At 40.6% G+C, this 18405-nt stretch carries 14 protein-coding genes; 8 read left to right on the forward strand and 6 right to left on the reverse strand.

What is annotated here, in order from left to right:
* Positions 1-264: 264 nt before the first annotated feature.
* A complete protein-coding gene (locus PSF31_RS19320) occupies positions 265-657 on the forward strand; it encodes a DUF454 family protein (RefSeq protein ID WP_004253588.1) in 393 nt (130 codons plus the stop codon).
* A gap of 54 nt (positions 658-711) precedes the next feature.
* On the opposite strand, the gene PSF31_RS19325 is transcribed toward PSF31_RS19320, so the two are convergent.
* The 4 genes from PSF31_RS19325 to PSF31_RS19340 form a co-directional block, all read right to left on the reverse strand.
* Complete coding sequence (locus tag PSF31_RS19325) at positions 712-1380, reverse strand: M15 family metallopeptidase (protein ID WP_096863901.1); 669 nt, start codon at positions 1378-1380, stop codon at positions 712-714.
* The gene (dapE, locus tag PSF31_RS19330) at positions 1377-2507 is read right to left on the reverse strand and encodes a succinyl-diaminopimelate desuccinylase (protein ID WP_094960623.1); all 1131 of its coding nucleotides are present in this window, start codon (positions 2505-2507) and stop codon (positions 1377-1379) included. The genes PSF31_RS19325 and dapE overlap by 4 nt, the downstream gene beginning before the upstream one ends.
* Positions 2508-2520: 13 nt before the next feature.
* Positions 2521-2892 carry an ArsC family reductase gene (locus PSF31_RS19335; RefSeq protein WP_036957666.1) on the reverse strand — a complete coding sequence of 124 codons (372 nt, stop codon included), beginning with the start codon at positions 2890-2892 and terminating at the stop codon, positions 2521-2523.
* Positions 2893-3038: 146 nt separating this feature from the next.
* The gene (locus PSF31_RS19340; RefSeq protein ID WP_036957668.1) at positions 3039-3659 is read right to left on the reverse strand and encodes a LuxR C-terminal-related transcriptional regulator; all 621 of its coding nucleotides are present in this window, start codon (positions 3657-3659) and stop codon (positions 3039-3041) included.
* 531 nt (positions 3660-4190) lie between these two features.
* Between PSF31_RS19340 and maeB the strand changes: the two genes are divergently transcribed.
* The 5 genes from maeB to PSF31_RS19365 all read left to right on the forward strand — a co-directional run bounded on the left by maeB (position 4191) and on the right by PSF31_RS19365 (position 12948).
* Entirely contained in the window at positions 4191-6470 is a 2280-nt protein-coding gene (gene maeB, locus PSF31_RS19345; RefSeq protein WP_004253593.1) for an NADP-dependent oxaloacetate-decarboxylating malate dehydrogenase, read from the forward strand.
* A 118-nt stretch (positions 6471-6588) separates the two neighbouring features.
* The gene (locus PSF31_RS19350; protein ID WP_232062963.1) at positions 6589-7455 is read left to right on the forward strand and encodes a ChaN family lipoprotein; all 867 of its coding nucleotides are present in this window, start codon (positions 6589-6591) and stop codon (positions 7453-7455) included.
* A 145-nt stretch (positions 7456-7600) separates the two neighbouring features.
* The gene (locus PSF31_RS19355; protein ID WP_094960493.1) at positions 7601-8404 is read left to right on the forward strand and encodes an energy transducer TonB; all 804 of its coding nucleotides are present in this window, start codon (positions 7601-7603) and stop codon (positions 8402-8404) included.
* A gap of 12 nt (positions 8405-8416) precedes the next feature.
* Positions 8417-10549, forward strand: coding sequence for a S9 family peptidase (locus PSF31_RS19360; RefSeq protein WP_096863902.1), 2133 nt, complete (start codon positions 8417-8419; stop codon positions 10547-10549).
* 140 nt (positions 10550-10689) lie between these two features.
* Positions 10690-12948 (forward strand): TonB-dependent receptor domain-containing protein, encoded by a 2259-nt coding sequence (locus tag PSF31_RS19365; protein ID WP_096863903.1) that lies wholly within the window; start codon positions 10690-10692, stop codon positions 12946-12948.
* Positions 12949-13010: 62 nt separating this feature from the next.
* Here PSF31_RS19365 and xseA read toward each other — a convergent pair whose 3' ends face one another.
* Positions 13011-14378: an exodeoxyribonuclease VII large subunit gene (gene xseA / locus PSF31_RS19370; RefSeq protein ID WP_096863904.1), complete on the reverse strand. Its 1368-nt coding sequence runs from the start codon at positions 14376-14378 to the stop codon at positions 13011-13013.
* A 171-nt stretch (positions 14379-14549) separates the two neighbouring features.
* On the opposite strand from xseA, the gene guaB reads away from it, so the two are divergent.
* Entirely contained in the window at positions 14550-16016 is a 1467-nt protein-coding gene (guaB, locus tag PSF31_RS19375; RefSeq protein ID WP_096863905.1) for an IMP dehydrogenase, read from the forward strand.
* A gap of 85 nt (positions 16017-16101) precedes the next feature.
* Positions 16102-17679, forward strand: coding sequence for a glutamine-hydrolyzing GMP synthase (gene guaA / locus PSF31_RS19380; protein ID WP_096863906.1), 1578 nt, complete (start codon positions 16102-16104; stop codon positions 17677-17679).
* A 123-nt stretch (positions 17680-17802) separates the two neighbouring features.
* Here guaA and PSF31_RS19385 read toward each other — a convergent pair whose 3' ends face one another.
* Positions 17803-18285, reverse strand: coding sequence for a glutathione peroxidase (locus tag PSF31_RS19385; protein WP_096863907.1), 483 nt, complete (start codon positions 18283-18285; stop codon positions 17803-17805).
* Between the last annotated feature and the right edge of the window lie 120 nt (positions 18286-18405).

Below are 18405 nucleotides of genomic sequence, written 5' to 3' on the forward strand. Positions count from 1 at the left end.
ACATACTAGTGTATGCCTCTATTGTGTTTTTTTGCATCTTTTCATCGAAACTAAATGATATAAAGAAAAATAAATATCTATCATTGAAACCTCAAAGATTCCTGAGAAAGAAAGCTATGGGAACAATAATCATTCCAATCGGCAAAAGCGACTTTTCATTAAGCGTGTTTACCATTAGAGTATACCATTGATATTATTATGAGTTACCACAGATTTTATGCGGCTTTTACCATTTGATTTATTTTTTAGGGAGGGGGAGTAATTTTGAAAAAATTGTTCCTCATTGTTATTGGATGGTTAGCTGTTGCGCTGGCTTTTGCTGGCGTTATTCTTCCTGTTTTGCCGACTACGCCTTTCTTGTTATTAGCGGCATGGTGTTTTTCTCGTTCATCTCCACGCTTTCACCATTGGTTATTATATCGCTCTTGGTTTGGGGGATATATCCGTCACTGGCAAAAGCATAAAGGGCTACCGAAAGGGGCAAAACCAAAAGCAATCATATTGATAATACTCACTTTTTCACTATCAATCTGGGTTGTTAGCTATTTATGGTTAAAAATTGGTTTATTGGCACTGTTGTGTTGGCTGCTTATTTTTATGTATCGGCTTCCAGTTGTTGATGAACAAATTGCCACGAAAAAGAAAAAAGCCCCATAAATTATGTAGCGTAATCTATGAGGCGTGATAGAAGTTGCTCTGTTAGCTTAGAAATTATTCAGGAGCTTTAATATAGCGTTCGAATACATAATCTAAGTTACTGTTTAGCCAGTTTTTTCCGCAAATATCCTCTTGTAGGAGAACTTGTTTAATGACTTCTGGCGTTAAAAGCTGTTCAGCTTCATGGGATAAAGGCCAGTAGCTAATATGCCAAGGTTCATAGGCAACCCCTGCATTTTTTGCAGTGAAAGGGCGATAAAAATCAAATGTCGCCATGTTATCCGTCAGCCAGTGGTTCAGTTCAGCAAAATAGCCGTCAGTTTCATATTCCCAAGGCTCTAACTGTAACGTTTGCCCTGAAGGAATACGTAATGGGTCATAAACATCTATTTCGGTTCCCCAATGGTGGCGGCTTGCACCGGGTAATGCTGACCAATGTAAAATAGCTTCACAAAGCTCGCCTTCAGAAAGCGTTGTAATATCTAAAGGTTGGCTTTGTGCATCAAGAACAGGGCGGAGACCGGTAAATTTTTCATTCCAAATTAACTGTTGACGTGAAAAATCACGAAATGCACTTGCCGATTGTAACTTGAACCCTGACTTTACAGCCGCTTGTTGCATGGCTAAAAATGCTTTGGTGGCATTGAACTGTAGGCGATGAGAACCGCCAAGTGTCACTAAATGGTCAGTTGAGCGGCCTGTTAACATGGCAATAGTGATCATAATAACAATAACTCCATGACCCGTTCATAAATTAAGGCCAGCTGTTGCAAGTCTTTGACGCTAACGCATTCGTCAACTTTATGTATGGTGGCATTCAGTGGACCGAGCTCAATAACTTGAGTCCCCATTTGGGCGATAAAACGGCCATCGGAGGTTCCACCGCTTGTGGATAACTCTGCATTAAGACCAGTTAATTCATGAATTGCTTGCAAAGTTGCAGTGACAAGTTCTTGTTTTTCAGTTAAAAATGGTTGCCCAGATAATGACCACTCTATTTTATATGTTAAGCCATGGCGTTCTAGCATGCTAGTGACCCTGTCACGTATTTGTGTGTCGGTTAATTCGGTGCTAAAACGAAAATTAAATTGAACAAATAACTCACCAGGGATCACATTACTTGCCCCTGTACCACCATGAATATTGGCAATCTGCATAGTGGTGGCAGGGAAGAATTCGTTGCCGTTATCCCAAATAGTTGATGTGAGTTCTTGCAAAAAAGCAGTTGCTCGATGTACCGGGTTATCCGCTAAATGAGGATAGGCAACATGCCCCTGGGTTCCCATAATGGTAAGATTTGCCGTAATAGAGCCTCTACGGCCATTTTTTATGATGTCGCCTAAATGAGATTGGCTTGAAGGCTCACCGACTAAACAGTAATCAACGCGTTCATTACGTGCCATCAATGTTTCGACCACTTTGACCGTGCCATCTAGCGCATCGGCTTCTTCATCTGATGTGATTAAAAAGGCCAAACGCCCTTGATGCTGAGGGTGCTTTTTGACAAAGCGCTCTGCGGCGACAACCATTGCTGCGACTGAGCCTTTCATATCAGCAGCACCGCGGCCATACAAATGTTGATTGATAATTGTCGGGTTAAAAGGGGGTGTTTGCCAATTTTCACTATTGCCTGCTGGTACGACATCGGTATGGCCTGCAAATGCGAGGGTTGGACCTTGAGTACCTCGATGTGCCCAAAAATTTAATGTGTTACCAAAATGCATTGGTTCAACGGTAAAACCGAGTTGGTTTAAACGCTCAGTCAGTATCGCTTGGCAACCTTGGTCATCAGGGCTGATAGAAGGGCGTGAGATCAGTTCTTTGGCAAGTTGAATAACTGGGCAATCCATCATAACCGCCTGATTATCGAATGAAGTTTTGGTAGTCATTTGCGCTAAACCCAACTAAGTAACGGTTATCTGGAGAAACAAGTACGGGTCTTTTGACCATGGCGGGCTCTGCAATTAGCACTTTTTTCGCGCTATTTGAGTCAACCACTGCATTTTTTTCATCATCAGTCAGTTTACGCCAAGTTGTTCCTCGTTTATTTACTAACACTTCCCAATCAATATGTTCCATAAAGGTAGAAAGTAATTCATCGCTAATACCATCAACACGATAATCATGAAACTGATAGTTAACTCCATTGTCTTCTAAGTAACGGCGTGCTTTTTTAATGGTGTCACAGTTTTTAATTCCGTACATGATATAAGGAGAGTTAGATGTATTGGGCATATGATTTTCCTCAAAAAACTAGCGATAATCCATACATAATGAGGCAAAAATCGCTTAGGATCTAGCCCAAATGTGAGAAATATATAATAAACTTATAATTAAATTATTCGTAATTTAGCTTTGTTAATTAATATAATTAGAAAAAATTATCTTGAACGCATATAAATTAAGCTAGCTTCAAGACGAGAGCGAACACGTAATTTTTTAAGAATATTTCTAATGTGAACTTTAACCGTTTCTTCAGAAATAAAAAGTAAGTTAGATATTTCACGGTTTTTTAAACCTACAGCCATTTCATGTAAAATTTCAGATTCTCGCCGTGTCAGTGATGAGAGTGGGTCATTATAATTATGACGAGAAATAAGATGCTGATATATTTTTTCACTGAAAACTAATTGCCCTCTAGAGGCTTTCTTCATACTATAAAATAACATGTCAAGCTCACTGCTTTTTAATAAATACCCTTGTGCTCCTGCATCAATAGCGCCATATATATCTGTTTTAATTGTTGAAGCAGATAACACTAATAAGTAGCTATTATTGCAGTGCTTACGAAGTAATCGTATCGTTTCAAATGTTTTAATACCTTGAATATTGGTATCTATAATAATTAGATTAGGCTGTAGCTGCCTTGCAATGCTTAAGGCCTCGTAACAACAAGAGGACTCTGCTGTGACAATAAAGTGCGTATCGGTATTTATGAGCTGTCGCAATCCCAAGCGTATAAGAGGGTGCTCATCAACAATCATTACGGTATATTTAGACATAGAGGGTTCCTTTTTCATGTCTTAAAATTCAAGGTCTAGTTTGATACTTTCCATAAAATAGACAGTTTAATTTTGATATATTTATTATATTTAATTGGAGTATTAATAATTGTAAAATCAGTATGGGGAATTCTTAATGTTACTTCTTTGCTTAATATATTATATCCCTCGCTAATAACAATAAGATACTTGTTGATAATACATTAAAATTAGAAAATTCATATCTAATATTTAAATCAATATTAAACGGAGAAGGTATTTAAGATAGGGTTCATAATGTGATTAATTTTTTATATATATTAACCTCATAAAACTAATAATAAATTATTTTTAGTTAATATCTTAAAAATTAGAGAGGTGTTTCGATATAGTAAAATATAATCAATGTGATTACGTTTTACTCTAACGGTGACCTAACTCTATTGTAACTGAAAGATTTTTCTGGAAATTGCCAGTATGATCATGATTTGCTAGGGAGATGTGTTTATACTGTTATCGCTCTTACCTTACTTATTTTGAAAGGACTTGACGATGGATGACAAATTAAAACAAAGTGCTCTTGATTTTCATGAGTTTCCACATCCTGGGAAAATTACGGTTACCCCAACTAAACCACTAACAACCCAGAGAGATCTCGCATTAGCATACTCACCAGGTGTTGCAGTGCCATGTCTTGAAATTGCAGATGACCCACTTAAAGCTTATCGTTACACCGCTAAAGGTAACCTTGTCGGGGTCGTGTCTAATGGTACGGCTGTCCTTGGGTTAGGTAATATCGGTGCTTTAGCTGGTAAACCTGTCATGGAAGGAAAAGGTGTACTATTTAAAAAGTTTTCTGGTGTTGATGTCTTTGATATTGAAGTTGATGAAACAGACCCAGACAAGTTAGTTGATATCATTGCGTCTCTTGAGCCGACTTTTGGCGGTATTAATTTAGAAGATATCAAAGCACCAGAATGCTTTTATATTGAACAAAAACTTCGTGAGCGGATGAAAATCCCTGTATTCCATGATGACCAACACGGTACCGCAATCATCTGTACTGCCGCTGTTATCAATGGCTTACGTATTGTTAAAAAAGATATTGGTGATGTGCGTCTGGTGGTTTCTGGCGCAGGGGCGGCATCAATCGCTTGTATGAATTTATTAGTCGCGTTGGGGTTGAAACGCGAACATATCACCGTTTGTGATTCAAAAGGGGTGATTTACAAAGGCCGTGACGAACGCATGGATGTCACCAAAGCCGCGTATGCAATTGAAGATAACGGCCAACGTACTTTGGCTGATGCGATTCCTAATGCAGATATTTTCTTAGGCTGTTCAGGTCCACGTCTTTTAACGCCAGAAATGGTGAAAACCATGGCAAAAGATCCTCTAATCTTAGCATTGGCTAATCCTGAACCCGAAATTTTACCACCTTTGGCAAAAGAAGTTCGCCCTGATGCCATCATCTGTACTGGTCGTTCTGATTACCCAAATCAGGTTAATAACGTATTATGTTTCCCATTCATTTTCCGTGGTGCGCTAGATGTTGGCGCAACAACGATTAATGAAGAAATGAAACTGGCTTGTGTATATGCCATTGCAGACCTTGCATTGGCTGAGCAAAGCGAAGAAGTGGCTTCTGCGTATGGCAACCAAGATTTATTCTTTGGCCCTGAATATATTATTCCGAAACCATTTGACCCGCGTTTGATTGTGAAAATTGCGCCAGCAGTGGCAAAAGCAGCTATGGATTCAGGGGTAGCAACGCGTCCAATTGAAGACTTTGATGCCTATATCGAAAAATTAAATCAATTTGTTTATAAAACAAATTTATTCATGAAACCTATTTTCTCTCAAGCTAAGACGGCGAAAAAACGCATTGTATTAGCAGAAGGGGAAGAAGAGCGTGTATTGCATGCGACTCAAGAACTAGTGTCTTTAGGTTTAGCTTTCCCAATTTTAGTTGGGCGCCCAAGTGTGATTGAAATGCGTATTCAAAAACTCGGCCTACATATTGAGTTAGGTAAAGATTTTGAAGTAGTTAATAACGAAAACGACCCGCGTTATAAAGAATATTGGCAAGAATACTACCAAATCATGAAACGTCGTGGTATTTCCCAAGAAATGGCGCGCCGTGCGGTGATTAATAACCCAACCTTAATTGGTGGGATCATGGTGTTGCGTGGCGAAGCCGACGGGATGATTTGTGGTACGGTGGGCAGTTATGGCGAACACTATGAAGTTGTTAAAGATTTATTTGGTTTCCGCGAGGGTGTTCATGCAGCAGGTGCAATGAATGCATTGTTATTACCAACGGGTAATACGTTTATCGCAGACACTTATGTCAATGAAGACCCTTCACCGGAAGAGCTAACTGAAATCACGTTAATGGCAGCGGATACAGTAAGACGCTTTGGTATTGAGCCAAAAGTGGCTCTGTTATCGCGTTCTAGCTTTGGTTCTTCAGATTGCGCATCTGCACAAAAAATGCGTGATACGCTAACGATGATCAAAGCACGTGACCCACATTTGGAAATTGATGGTGAAATGCATGCGGATGCCGCATTAATTGAATCTATCCGTAAAGATGTGATGCCTGATAGTCCATTAAAAGGTTCAGCAAATTTATTAATTATGCCAAATATGGAAGCAGCACGTATTAGTTATAATTTACTGCGTGTCACAAGCTCTGATGGTGTGACTGTCGGGCCAGTGTTAATGGGGGTTGCGAAACCTGTGCATATATTAACACCAATTGCTTCGGTACGTCGTATCGTGAATATGGTGGCATTGGCAGTGGTTGAAGCACAAACAAATCCACTCTAAGGGTTAATATTAATTAATTTGTGTTAAAGGCTTCTATGGTTTCATAGGAGCCTTTTTGTTGAAAATGATTCTCATTATCTGTATCTTGTGAGCTTGACTACATAAGATGGAAAGCATAATGATTTCAATTAGATTGACCTCTCGAATAGCCACTTTAATGGTTGGGTTATTTTTTCTTATTGGTTGTACACAAAAAATTGAGCCAACAAACGTACAATTGGATAGCCAGCTAACAGCAAGCGACCAAATTATTGACTTAGCAACAGGTAAGTCTTTAACACCTCAGCAATTAGTTGAGCAGCTTGCTCAATCTCCACGTGTGATTGTTGGAGAAAAGCATGATAACCACTATCACCACCAAATTGAGCAATGGCTTGTACAGGAAATGCCAAAAATACGGCCTCAAGGTGCGGTTTTACTCGAAATGCTGACACCGTCACAGCAAAAAGGTGTGAGTCGAGTACAGGCACAGATGCAGAGTAATCCTTATATTCGTGACGAAAAGTTACAGTCCGCCATAAAATGGAACAGTGGTTGGCCTTGGGAACAGTATGGGGCTTTAATCCGTCATTTGCTAAGCTCACCTTATCCATTACTTTCTGCAAACCTAGATAAAGAAGAGGTGCTTTCCGCCTACTCTAACCCATCATCAATAATGGGGCAGTATTCGACTCAGCCTATTGTTCAAGAACTCATCAGTAAAACGATTGAAAGCTCTCATGGTGGGGAACTTACAGCGGAACAAGTGGTAAAAATGACCTTTATACAGCAGTTGCGTGACCGCCGTATGGCAGAGTCGTTATTAAATGCACCTACACCCGCGCTCTTATTTGCAGGTGGCTACCATGCAACAAGAGCTATTGGGGTACCTTTACATGTGCAAGACCTCGCACCTGACGAATCAGTCAAAGTGTTAATTATTTCAGAGAGAGGGGAAGAAATAGACCATTTACATGCTGATTTTGTTTGGTATACCCCTAAATGATGACTAAATAATAGCAACCTAATGATTTCAAAAAAGTTAATTTTGTGAAGTATTCTTTATTTTCATTAAGAAATGATTTCCATTTTCATTTGTTATTAATTATCATTTGCGTTTATGTGAAGATACATAAGTACATAAGATAAAAATGAGTATAACAACATTTGAAAATGAGTATTTAAAGCGAACGACGAAGATGAGTGGGTGGTTCGCATTGGCAATTGCTCTTCATGTCGCTGTGGTTGGGGGCTATATATGGGTAACTTATAATCAACAATGGGAAGAGCTATTGCCTCCACCATCAGTGGTGATGGAAATTTCGATAGAGTCGCAAGCCGAACAATTGACAGAAGTTAACATTGGTCAACTACAAGAGTTAGCGGTGGCAAGTCAGGCACATGAGGCTCCATCAGAAGAGAAAATTATCCCACCATTAGCCATCAATGAGCAGGCAGAAGTGCAAGTGGCTAAGACGGTGAGTACAAAACGAATAGCTGAAGTAAAAAAACAAAAGCGTGAAAAGCAGGTGGTTGAACAAAAACAAGCGACTGATTCAAAAGCCAATGATGCCCCTGTCACCAGTGATGCAGCAGCGCCATTACAGACTCAGAAAATTGCCGCAGAATTTAATAGCCAGTCACAATCGATAGAGAATGCGAAAAGGCTGTGGGAAGCACAAGTATTGGGTAAATTAAATAAATACAAGCGTTTCCCTGAAGATGCCGTAAGGCGAGGGCGAGTTGGTCAATCAGCAGTAACATTTACGGTTGACCCACAAGGTTTTTTACTTGATAGCGAGCTGGTGAGTTCATCTGGAACGCGATCGTTGGATAGAGAAGCCTTGCAGGTTTTATCAAGAGCGGCACCTTTACCTGAACCACCTACCGAGATTTTAATCAACGGGCAGGTGACAGTCAGTATCCCTATTGATTTTACTCTTAATGAAAAATAGATTGGATGAATTATGCGTAATAAACTTACTGAGTTTTGTCTTATTACATTACTTGGTTTATATGCAGCAACCAGTGCTGCGGAGGATAGAATGTCAGCACCAATAGCCAAAAAACAACCACATACAATGACTACTCACGGAGATGTCCGTGTTGATAACTATTATTGGTTAAGAGATGACCAACGTGAGTCTCCAGAAATTATCGAATATCTAACGCAAGAAAATGACTATACAAAGCAACAATTAGAGAAAGGTGAGTCGTTAAAAAAAGAGATTTACGATGAACTATTTTCGCGTATGAAGCAGGACGATGAGTCAGTTCCCTATAATTATAATGGTTATACTTACCGCTCACGAGTGGTTGCGGGAAAAAATTATTCTATCTATGAAAGACGTCCGGTAAATAGTCAGGGTGAATGGGTTGTATTAGTTGACGGTAATGAACGTGCCGAAGGCACAGAATATTATCGTATGGGCGCGTTAGCTATTTCGCCAGATAATACCACGCTTGCCATTGCCGAAGATCGTCAAGGGCGTAATGAATTTGCAGTGTCATTTCGAAAAATTGATGAGAGCGAGTGGCAAGAGAATGTATTAACCAATACATCAGGGAATATTGTTTGGGCTAATGATAACCAAACGCTATTCTATGTGAATAAAGACAAGCAAACATTGCTTCCTTATCAAGTGGTTAGGCACCAATACGGTACACAGCAAACTCAAGACAAACTGGTGTATGAAGAAAAGGATGATACTTTTTACGTTAGTTTAGCGAAATCGACGTCAAAAGATTTTATTTTAATAGGTATCACGAGTACTGAAACTTCTGAATATCGGTTAATTGATGCAAATCAGCCACAAAATGACGCTAAAATCTTAAAACCACGTCAAGTTGGGGTTGAGTACTATCCTGATCATTTCAATGGTAAATTCTATATTCGTTCTAATCACCAGCACCCATTGTTTGGTTTATATATTGCAGACAATATTTCAGCGCCGTGGGTAAGCTTTATTACACCACGTGATGGGGTTGATCTTGAAGGTTTTGCGTTATTTAATAACTGGTTAGTGGTAGAAGAGCGCCAAAACGGCTTAGTAAATATTCGCCAAATCAGTTGGTTAACGCATAAAGAAAACCAAGTGAGCTTTGATGACCCAACTTACATGGCGTGGATTGGGAATAACCCTGAGCCTGATACGGACACATTACGCTACGGCTACTCATCAATGACCACACCGTCTTCAGTATATGAAATTAATATGCTGACTCAAGAAAAACAGCTTTTAAAACAAGAAGAAGTTAAAGATTTTAATAAGCAAAATTACCAAAGTGAGCGTATTTGGGTCACTGCACAAGATGGGATAAAAGTCCCTGTTTCCTTAGTTTACCGTAAAGATCTTTTCAAACATGGTCAAAATCCATTGTTAGTCTATGGTTATGGCGCTTATGGATATGGCATAGACCCTTCTTTTAGTTCATCTCGTTTGTCTTTATTGGATCGCGGTTTTGTTTACGCGATTGCACATATTCGTGGTGGTGGTGACTTAGGTAAAAATTGGTACATACAAGGCAAAACAATCCACAAAATGAATACATTTACTGACTTTATTGATGCAACCAAAGGGTTATTATCAGAAGGTTATGGTAAAGCAGGGCATGTGTATGCCATGGGGGGCAGTGCGGGTGGCTTATTAATGGGAGCGGTGGTGAATATGGCGCCTGACTTATACGAGGGTGTTGTTTCCGCTGTTCCATTTGTAGATGTGGTAACCACAATGTTAGACCCATCAATTCCTCTAACTACTGGGGAATACGACGAGTGGGGTAACCCTGAAAATGAAGAGGATTACTGGCGAATTAAAGCGTATAGCCCTTATGACAATATCAAAGCACAACATTACCCACATATTTTAGTGACGACAGGGTTACATGATTCCCAAGTTCAATACTGGGAACCTGCAAAATGGGTGGCTAAATTGCGAGATATTAAACAAGGTAATTCATTATTATTATTAGAAACGAATATGAATGCGGGCCATGGCGGTAAATCAGGGCGTTTTAATGCACTCGATGATATTGCCCAAGAATATAGCTTTATTCTTATGCTTGAAAATAAAGACAAATATTTTCCATATTTAAAATAATAATTAACCTATAAAATTTAGGTGATTTTAGGCCAGCAACAAGATTAATCACATTGTTGCTGAGCCTTTTCACAGGCACTATTTGGCCTGTGCTAGCGGTGTGAGCGTATGACACTCAGTACGTTTACAGGAATGGTTTAATGAATAATAAAACAATAATTATGGTAGCTGGCATTATTGCCACTAGCTACCAAGGGATCGCTTTGGCTGAAAATACACAGCAGCAAAATAAGCAGAAAGAAGGTGTGGTTAATTTTAGCCAATTAAAAGTTTCAGGTGCGCAGAAACAAACCCCATTAGTCAAAGCATTAGAAAAACCAGGTGCTTATAGTGCGGTTGGTACAGAAAATAAATTGCAGTCGATGGATAAAATTATTCGCACCATGCCCGGCACCTATACTCAAATGGATGCCAGCCAAGGTACGGTTAACGTCAATATTCGTGGACTGAGTGGTTTTGGTCGCGTGAATATGATGGTTGATGGTATTACACAAAGTTATTATGGTATCTCACCGAGCAAATATACCCACGGTATGCAGCCGAGTAATGATTTTGGTTCATTAATTGATCCAAACTTTATTGTCTCAGTGGAAGTGGAGAAAGGGCAGTTGAATGGCAGTAATAGCATTAATGCTTTAGCCGGAAGTGCGAATTTCCGCACTATCGGAATTGATGACGTCATTTTTAACGACAATTTATACGGACTGCGTAGTAAAGCTAACTGGGGGGATAATGGTCTCGGTTATAACGGAATGGTTGCCGTTGCGGGTAAAACGCAATTACAGGATGATGGTTACTTTGGTGGTTTAATTGCAATTAGTGGTCATAATATTCCCGGAAGTTATAAGAATGGAGACGGCTTTGACAGTGATGAATTTGCCACAGATCCCTCATTCAAACAAAAGCCACAATCTCAATTGGCAAAGTTGAAATATAAACCTAATGATCGCCATGAATTGGAATTCAGTGGGCGTTTTTTGCAAAATAAACTTACCAGCAGAAAGATTAATAGTGAGGACTATTATCTAAAATATAAATACACTCCATTAAATGAATTAATTGACGTAGAAATACTGGCAAGCCATGGCAATAATGAACAAAAATTTCAAGGTGATCCTATTGGTGGAGCCTTTAAAAATGCCATATCTAGAAATAAATCCGATAGTATAAATTTATCCAATACGAGTCATTTTTCTTATGGAGATGTGGATTATAAATGGCAAGTTGGTTCGAAATTAATGAAAACCAAATACCAAAAAACATCTCAACCTGTTGAAGACCCTAACACCCAAATATATAACCCATTTTCACCGAGTGGCACGCAAGATATCGTGAGCTTATATACCCAATTTGAAGGGAAATATGATATCTATACCGCTACATTTGATCTTAATTATCTTAATTATAAAGTTAAAGGTTATAAACCTGCGTGTGATGAAACCGAAAAATGTTTCCCCCAAGAAGCCAGTACATTGAATATCAAGGATAGAGGTATTAACCCTGGTGTTTTATTATCAGCACAAATTATTCCTGAGTTTCAACCTTTTGTTAGTTATGCTCACTCGATGCGTGCACCTAATTCCCAAGAGGCTTTTTTCTCGCAAAATGGTGGTCAGAGCATGAACCCATTCCTAAAAGGGGAAAAGTCGAAAACATGGCAAGTTGGGTTTAATAGCTTCAAGCCTGACTTAGTTGTAGAGGGCGATCAATTCAATATGAAAGCTCTGTGGTTCCATACACATATTAAAGACTACATTACTAGCAAATCATTTATGTTGTGCCGAGCAAACTCACAAGAAGAGTTTGATTGGTGCTTGATTAACGATGATGTTTGGAATAAAGAAAACCCAGATATTTTTCAGCGTGCAGATATGTATGTTAATGATCCTAGAGATGTGAATTTACGAGGGTATGAGTTGCAAGCCAATTATGATGCAGGTGTATTTTATTCAATGGTTTCATATACCAAAGAGTCAGGAAAACAACCGGTTTCTATTAATAGTACCTCCGTATTTAGTGCAGGGGATTTCACTCAATTACCTGACTATTACCTAACATTAGACTCAGGTGTACGCTTATTTGATGAAAAACTGACACTCGGTTCAACGATTACATGGACTGGCCCCTCCAAACGGATTAGCCCAGTACCCGATGGCGACCAAAATGGTGATGCTATGACGGAGAAATATGAGAAACAACCAACTATTGTTGATGTATATGCAGATTATGAAATTAATAAAAACGTTAAATTGATGATGACTATTAACAATGTGACGAATAAAAACTATACCGATGCATTAAATCGCGCAAATTCGGGGGCAATTATGGAAGAACGAGGGCGAAATAACGAAACGGGTAGAGGGCGTACTTATATGATTGGTGGGCAGGTACGTTTCTAACCAGTATATAAATTCACAACCACTTATCCCGTTATTTTAATCGAGATAAGTGGTTAAAATAATCACTTCGATACTATTTTTGTTTTAACTTTCTCAATGTGAGTAATTTGGCTTTCAACCCAACCATCATTAAGGCGTGTTTTCAGTGGTTGCCCTAATTTTACTTGGCTGGTTTTTTTCAACACGGTGCCTTCTGCCGTCTCACTAATACTAAAGCCGCGAGCAAGTGTTGCCAATGGGCTGACCGCTTCCATTTTCGAACAAGCAACAGCAAAACGTTGACGATAGCTATTGACCAAACTCGTGATCATATTTTGCAAATGATACTGTGTTTGCTGCAACTGACGTTGTTGTTTTTGCAGCTGAGGACGCAAATCATTTTGTAGCAAACGGCGATTAACTCTTTCGAATTTAGCCGTCGAATTTTGTAGTTGCCGAGTCATCGACTGTGCTAGCTTTTGTTGCAATAAATTAAGTTGATTATATTGCCGTGCCAAACGTAATTGTGGGTGCTGTTGTTGTAAACGGTGATGCAAACGAGCAAATCTTTGTTGTTGGCCTGCCACGTAATAATCCATTGCCATTTCAAGGTGTTGCTGTGCAGATTTTAACTGCCGCAGCATTTCTAGCTGGTTACGGCTAACAAGCTCGGCTGCCGCAGATGGGGTTGGTGCTCTTATGTCCGCTACATAGTCCGCAATCGTCACATCAGTTTCATGACCAACAGCACTAATTATAGGCAGTTGACTAGCAAAAATCGCTCTAGCAACGATTTCTTCATTAAATGCCCACAAATCTTCAAGGGAGCCCCCACCGCGACCGACAATTAACACATCACATTCTTGACGCAAATTTGCTAGCTCAATCATTCGAGCAATTTGTGCTGGTGCCAATTCACCTTGAACTGCCGTTGGGTAGATAATGATAGGCAAAGAAGGGTCCCGGCGGCGTAAAATATTTAAAATATCATGTAGGGCTGCACCGGTTGCTGATGTAATGATACCGACAGATTTAGCAGGGCTAGGTAGCGGTTTTTTATGAATAATATCAAATAAGCCTTGTGCGCTTAGCGTTTGTTTTAATAGCTCAAAACGCTGTTGCAGTAAGCCCTCACCGGCTGGCTGCATACTTTCAAGAATTAATTGGTAGTCACCCCGAGGCTCATATAAGGTCACTGTCGCTCGAACTAAAACTTGCTGGCCATTTTGTGGGCGGAAAGTGACACGTGCATTCTGCCCACGGAACATTGCCGCACGCACTTGAGCCCGGTCATCTTTTAAGGTTAAGTACCAATGACCTGAACTTGGTTGTGAAAAATTGGAAATTTCAGCGGTTAACCAAATACGGCCCATTTGGTTATCAAGAAGTTCTCGAACAGTCTGGTTAAGCTTGCTAACCGAGTAAATTGCGTTATTTTGTGAAGTCGACATGTGAGCCAGATCAAATTTTAAAACAATGACTTAATCGATAGATACTAACGCAGTTATAGGAGTTATCAAGTTTTTTTTCAAAAAAACGCTGGAAGCAACCGTTTTCGGTGTGTATAATGCCGCGGCAATATTTTATACCTTTCCATAACGCTGCCTGGTGGGATATTGCCTATGTTACGCATTAAAAAAGAAGCACTTACTTTCGACGACGTTTTACTCGTTCCTGCACACTCAACCGTATTACCGAATACCGCAGATTTATCAACTCAACTGACTGCAAACATCCGCCTGAACATTCCTATGCTTTCTGCAGCCATGGATACTGTCACTGAATCTGACCTTGCTATTGCATTAGCACAAGAAGGTGGCATTGGTTTCATCCATAAAAACATGACTATTGAGCGCCAAGCGGAAGAAGTTCGCCGCGTGAAAAAGCATGAAAGCGGTGTCGTCACTGACCCTGTGACAGTAACGCCTGATACCACCATTCGTGAAGTGCAAGAAATGGCTGAACGCAATGGTTTTGCAGGTTATCCAGTAGTTGCAAGCGACAACTCATTAGTTGGTATTATTACTGGCCGCGATGTTCGTTTCGTGACGGATTTAGACCAGCCTGTTACTGCTGTGATGACGCCAAAAGAACGTTTAGTCACCGTGAAAGAAGGCGAAGCACGTGAAATTGTTTTACAAAAAATGCATGAAAAACGTGTAGAAAAAGCCTTAGTGATCGATGATAACTTTCATTTGTTAGGGATGATCACTGTTAAAGACTTCCAAAAAGCAGAACGTAAGCCAAACGCGTGTAAAGACGAGCAAGGCCGTTTACGTGTTGGTGCTGCTGTTGGTGCTGGTGCAGGAAATGAAGAGCGTGTTGACGCGCTGGTGGCTGCTGGCGTTGACGTTTTATTAATTGACTCATCACATGGTCATTCAGAAGGCGTATTACAACGCATTCGTGAAACCCGCCAAAAATACCCTGATTTACAAATCATTGGCGGTAACGTAGCAACCGCGGAAGGGGCGAAAGCGCTGGCTGATGCAGGTGTTAGCGCCGTTAAAGTCGGTATTGGCCCTGGTTCAATTTGTACAACTCGTATCGTAACTGGTGTGGGTGTACCACAAATTACGGCTATTGCAGAAGCGGCAGAAGCTCTGGAAGGTACGGGTATTCCTGTTATCGCGGATGGGGGTATTCGCTTCTCAGGTGATATCTCTAAAGCTATCGCGGCAGGCGCAGCCTGTGTGATGGTTGGCTCAATGTTCGCAGGAACTGAAGAGTCTCCGGGAGAAACTATTTTATTCCAAGGCCGTACTTACAAAGCATATCGTGGCATGGGCTCACTGGGTGCGATGTCTAAAGGTTCGTCAGATCGTTACTTCCAATCTGATAATGCAGCAGACAAATTAGTGCCAGAAGGTATTGAAGGCCGCGTAGCATACAAAGGTCGCCTAAAAGAAATCATTCATCAACAAATGGGGGGCTTACGCTCCTGTATGGGCCTGACGGGCTGTGGTACTATTGATGCATTAAGAACAAAAGCAGAATTTGTTCGCATCAGTGGAGCCGGTATCCAAGAAAGCCACGTTCATGATGTTACTATCACGAAAGAATCTCCAAACTACCGTTTGGGGCAATAATCGATAAAGTTTCTCAGGGTGGCGCATTCATTTGATTGCGTCACCGATTCTTATTTTTGACTTGAATTTTTGGAATTCTCCTCAAATGACAACAAATATTCATAAACATCGCATTCTTATTCTTGATTTCGGCTCGCAATATACACAGCTGATCGCCCGTCGTATTCGTGAAATTGGCGTTTACTGTGAACTCTGGGCGTGGGACGTTACAGAAGAACAAATTCGAGGATTCAATCCAAACGGTATTATTCTTTCTGGCGGGCCAGAAAGTACGACTGAGTCAGATAGCCCACGTGCTCCTGATTACGTATTTAATGCAGGTGTTCCTGTATTAGGTATTTGTTATGGCATGCAAACCATGTCAATGCAGTTGGGTGGTGCAGTTGAAGTCTCTGGTGAACGTGAGTTCGGTTATGCCAATGTCGAAATCACTGAGCAATGTGAATTATTCCGTGATATTCATGACTCTCTGAACGAAGCTGGCAAGCCAGTACTTGATGTCTGGATGAGCCATGGTGATAAAGTTACAGCTATCCCTGCTGATTTTAAAACTATCGCCAGCACGCCAAGCTGCCCATATGCCATCATGGCAAATGAAGAGAAGAAATTCTACGGTGTTCAATTCCACCCAGAAGTGACTCACACTCACCAAGGCCTGAATATTTTAACGCGTTTTGTGAAAGATATTTGCCAATGTGAAGCCCTGTGGACACCAGCGGCAATTATCGAAGACACAGTAGCGCGTTTAAAAGAGCAAATTGGTGATGACCATGTACTGCTCGCATTATCGGGTGGTGTTGATTCATCGGTTACGGCATTGCTATTAAACCGCGCAATTGGTAAGCGTTTAACCTGTGTGTTCGTTGATAACGGTTTATTGCGTTTAAATGAAGCAGAGCAAGTAATGGAAATGTTCGCAGGTAAATTTGACCTGAACATCATCCATGCAAAAGCTGAAGATCGCTTCTTAAATGCATTAGCTGGGATCAGCGATCCAGAAGCTAAACGTAAGAAAATTGGCCACGTATTTATCGAAGTATTTGATGAAGAGTCATCTAAGCTGCCTAATATTAAATGGTTGGCTCAAGGGACGATTTACCCAGACGTTATCGAATCAGCAGCATCAGCAACTGGCAAAGCGCACGTTATCAAGTCTCACCATAACGTAGGTGGTCTGCCGGATGACATGAAACTTGGTTTAGTTGAGCCATTAAAAGAATTGTTTAAAGATGAAGTCCGTAAAATTGGTCTCGAATTAGGCCTCCCGTACGATATGCTGTATCGCCACCCATTCCCAGGCCCAGGCTTAGGGGTGCGTGTATTAGGCGAAGTGAAGAAAGAGTACTGTGATTTATTACGTCGTGCAGATGCTATCTTTATTGAAGAACTGCACAAAGCAGATTTATATCACAAAGTTAGCCAAGCATTTACCGTATTCTTACCTGTCCGCTCTGTTGGCGTCATGGGTGATGGCCGTAAATACGACTGGGTTGTTTCACTGCGTGCAGTTGAAACCATCGACTTTATGACCGCTCATTGGGCACATTTACCTTATGACTTCTTAGGCCGCGTTTCAAACCGCATCATTAATGAAGTCGATGGTATTTCCCGCGTCGTTTATGATATCAGCGGCAAACCACCTGCGACTATTGAGTGGGAATAATCCCGCAATAAGAATCAGCTGGCACTGACTAGCAAAATAACAAGTTAAGCCCATGTAAAAGTGGGCTTTTTTGTTTTTTAGTCTTTAATAGCATTCGATTTAATTGAGCAAATTAGTGAACACTTAAATTTGAAGTGCCGAAAGGATTATTGCTTCCATTTTTTCAGGGGTAGTGAATGGTGCGAAGCGTTTGAGCGGTTTACCGTCACGCCCGATCAAGAATTTAGTAAAGTTCCACTTGATCCGCCCACCCATTAGACCTGGTAGCTCGTTTTTCAGGTAACGGAATATCGGGTGAGCTGAGCTCCCATTAACGTCGACTTTTTCGAACATTGGAAAGCTCACTTCGTAGTTAATAAAGCAGGTCTGCGCGATTTTCTCAGCGCTCCCGGGTTCTTGTTTGCCAAACTGATTACAGGGGAAACCAAGCACCACAAAGCCCTGAGGAGCATATTTCTTGTAGAGTGATTCTAAGCCGTTGTATTGTGGTGTAAAACCACAATGACTGGCGGTATTAACGACGAGAACCACCTTATCAGCGTAGTCTTTCATAGAGATAAGTTGCCCGCCGAGACTTGTCGCTGCTAATTGATGAAAGGGGGCCATAGTAGGATCCTTAGAATAGAGCTAATCGACATAAGCCAATATAGCCGCTGATTGTGTGGTAGGTCTGAAGTCTTTTACCTGGCTATCTTGGCAAATTCTAAAGGTAAAAACAACATACTG

The sequence above is a fragment of the Providencia sp. PROV156 genome (assembly GCF_028480905.1).
GTDB classification, from domain to species: Bacteria; Pseudomonadota; Gammaproteobacteria; order Enterobacterales; family Enterobacteriaceae; genus Providencia; species Providencia hangzhouensis.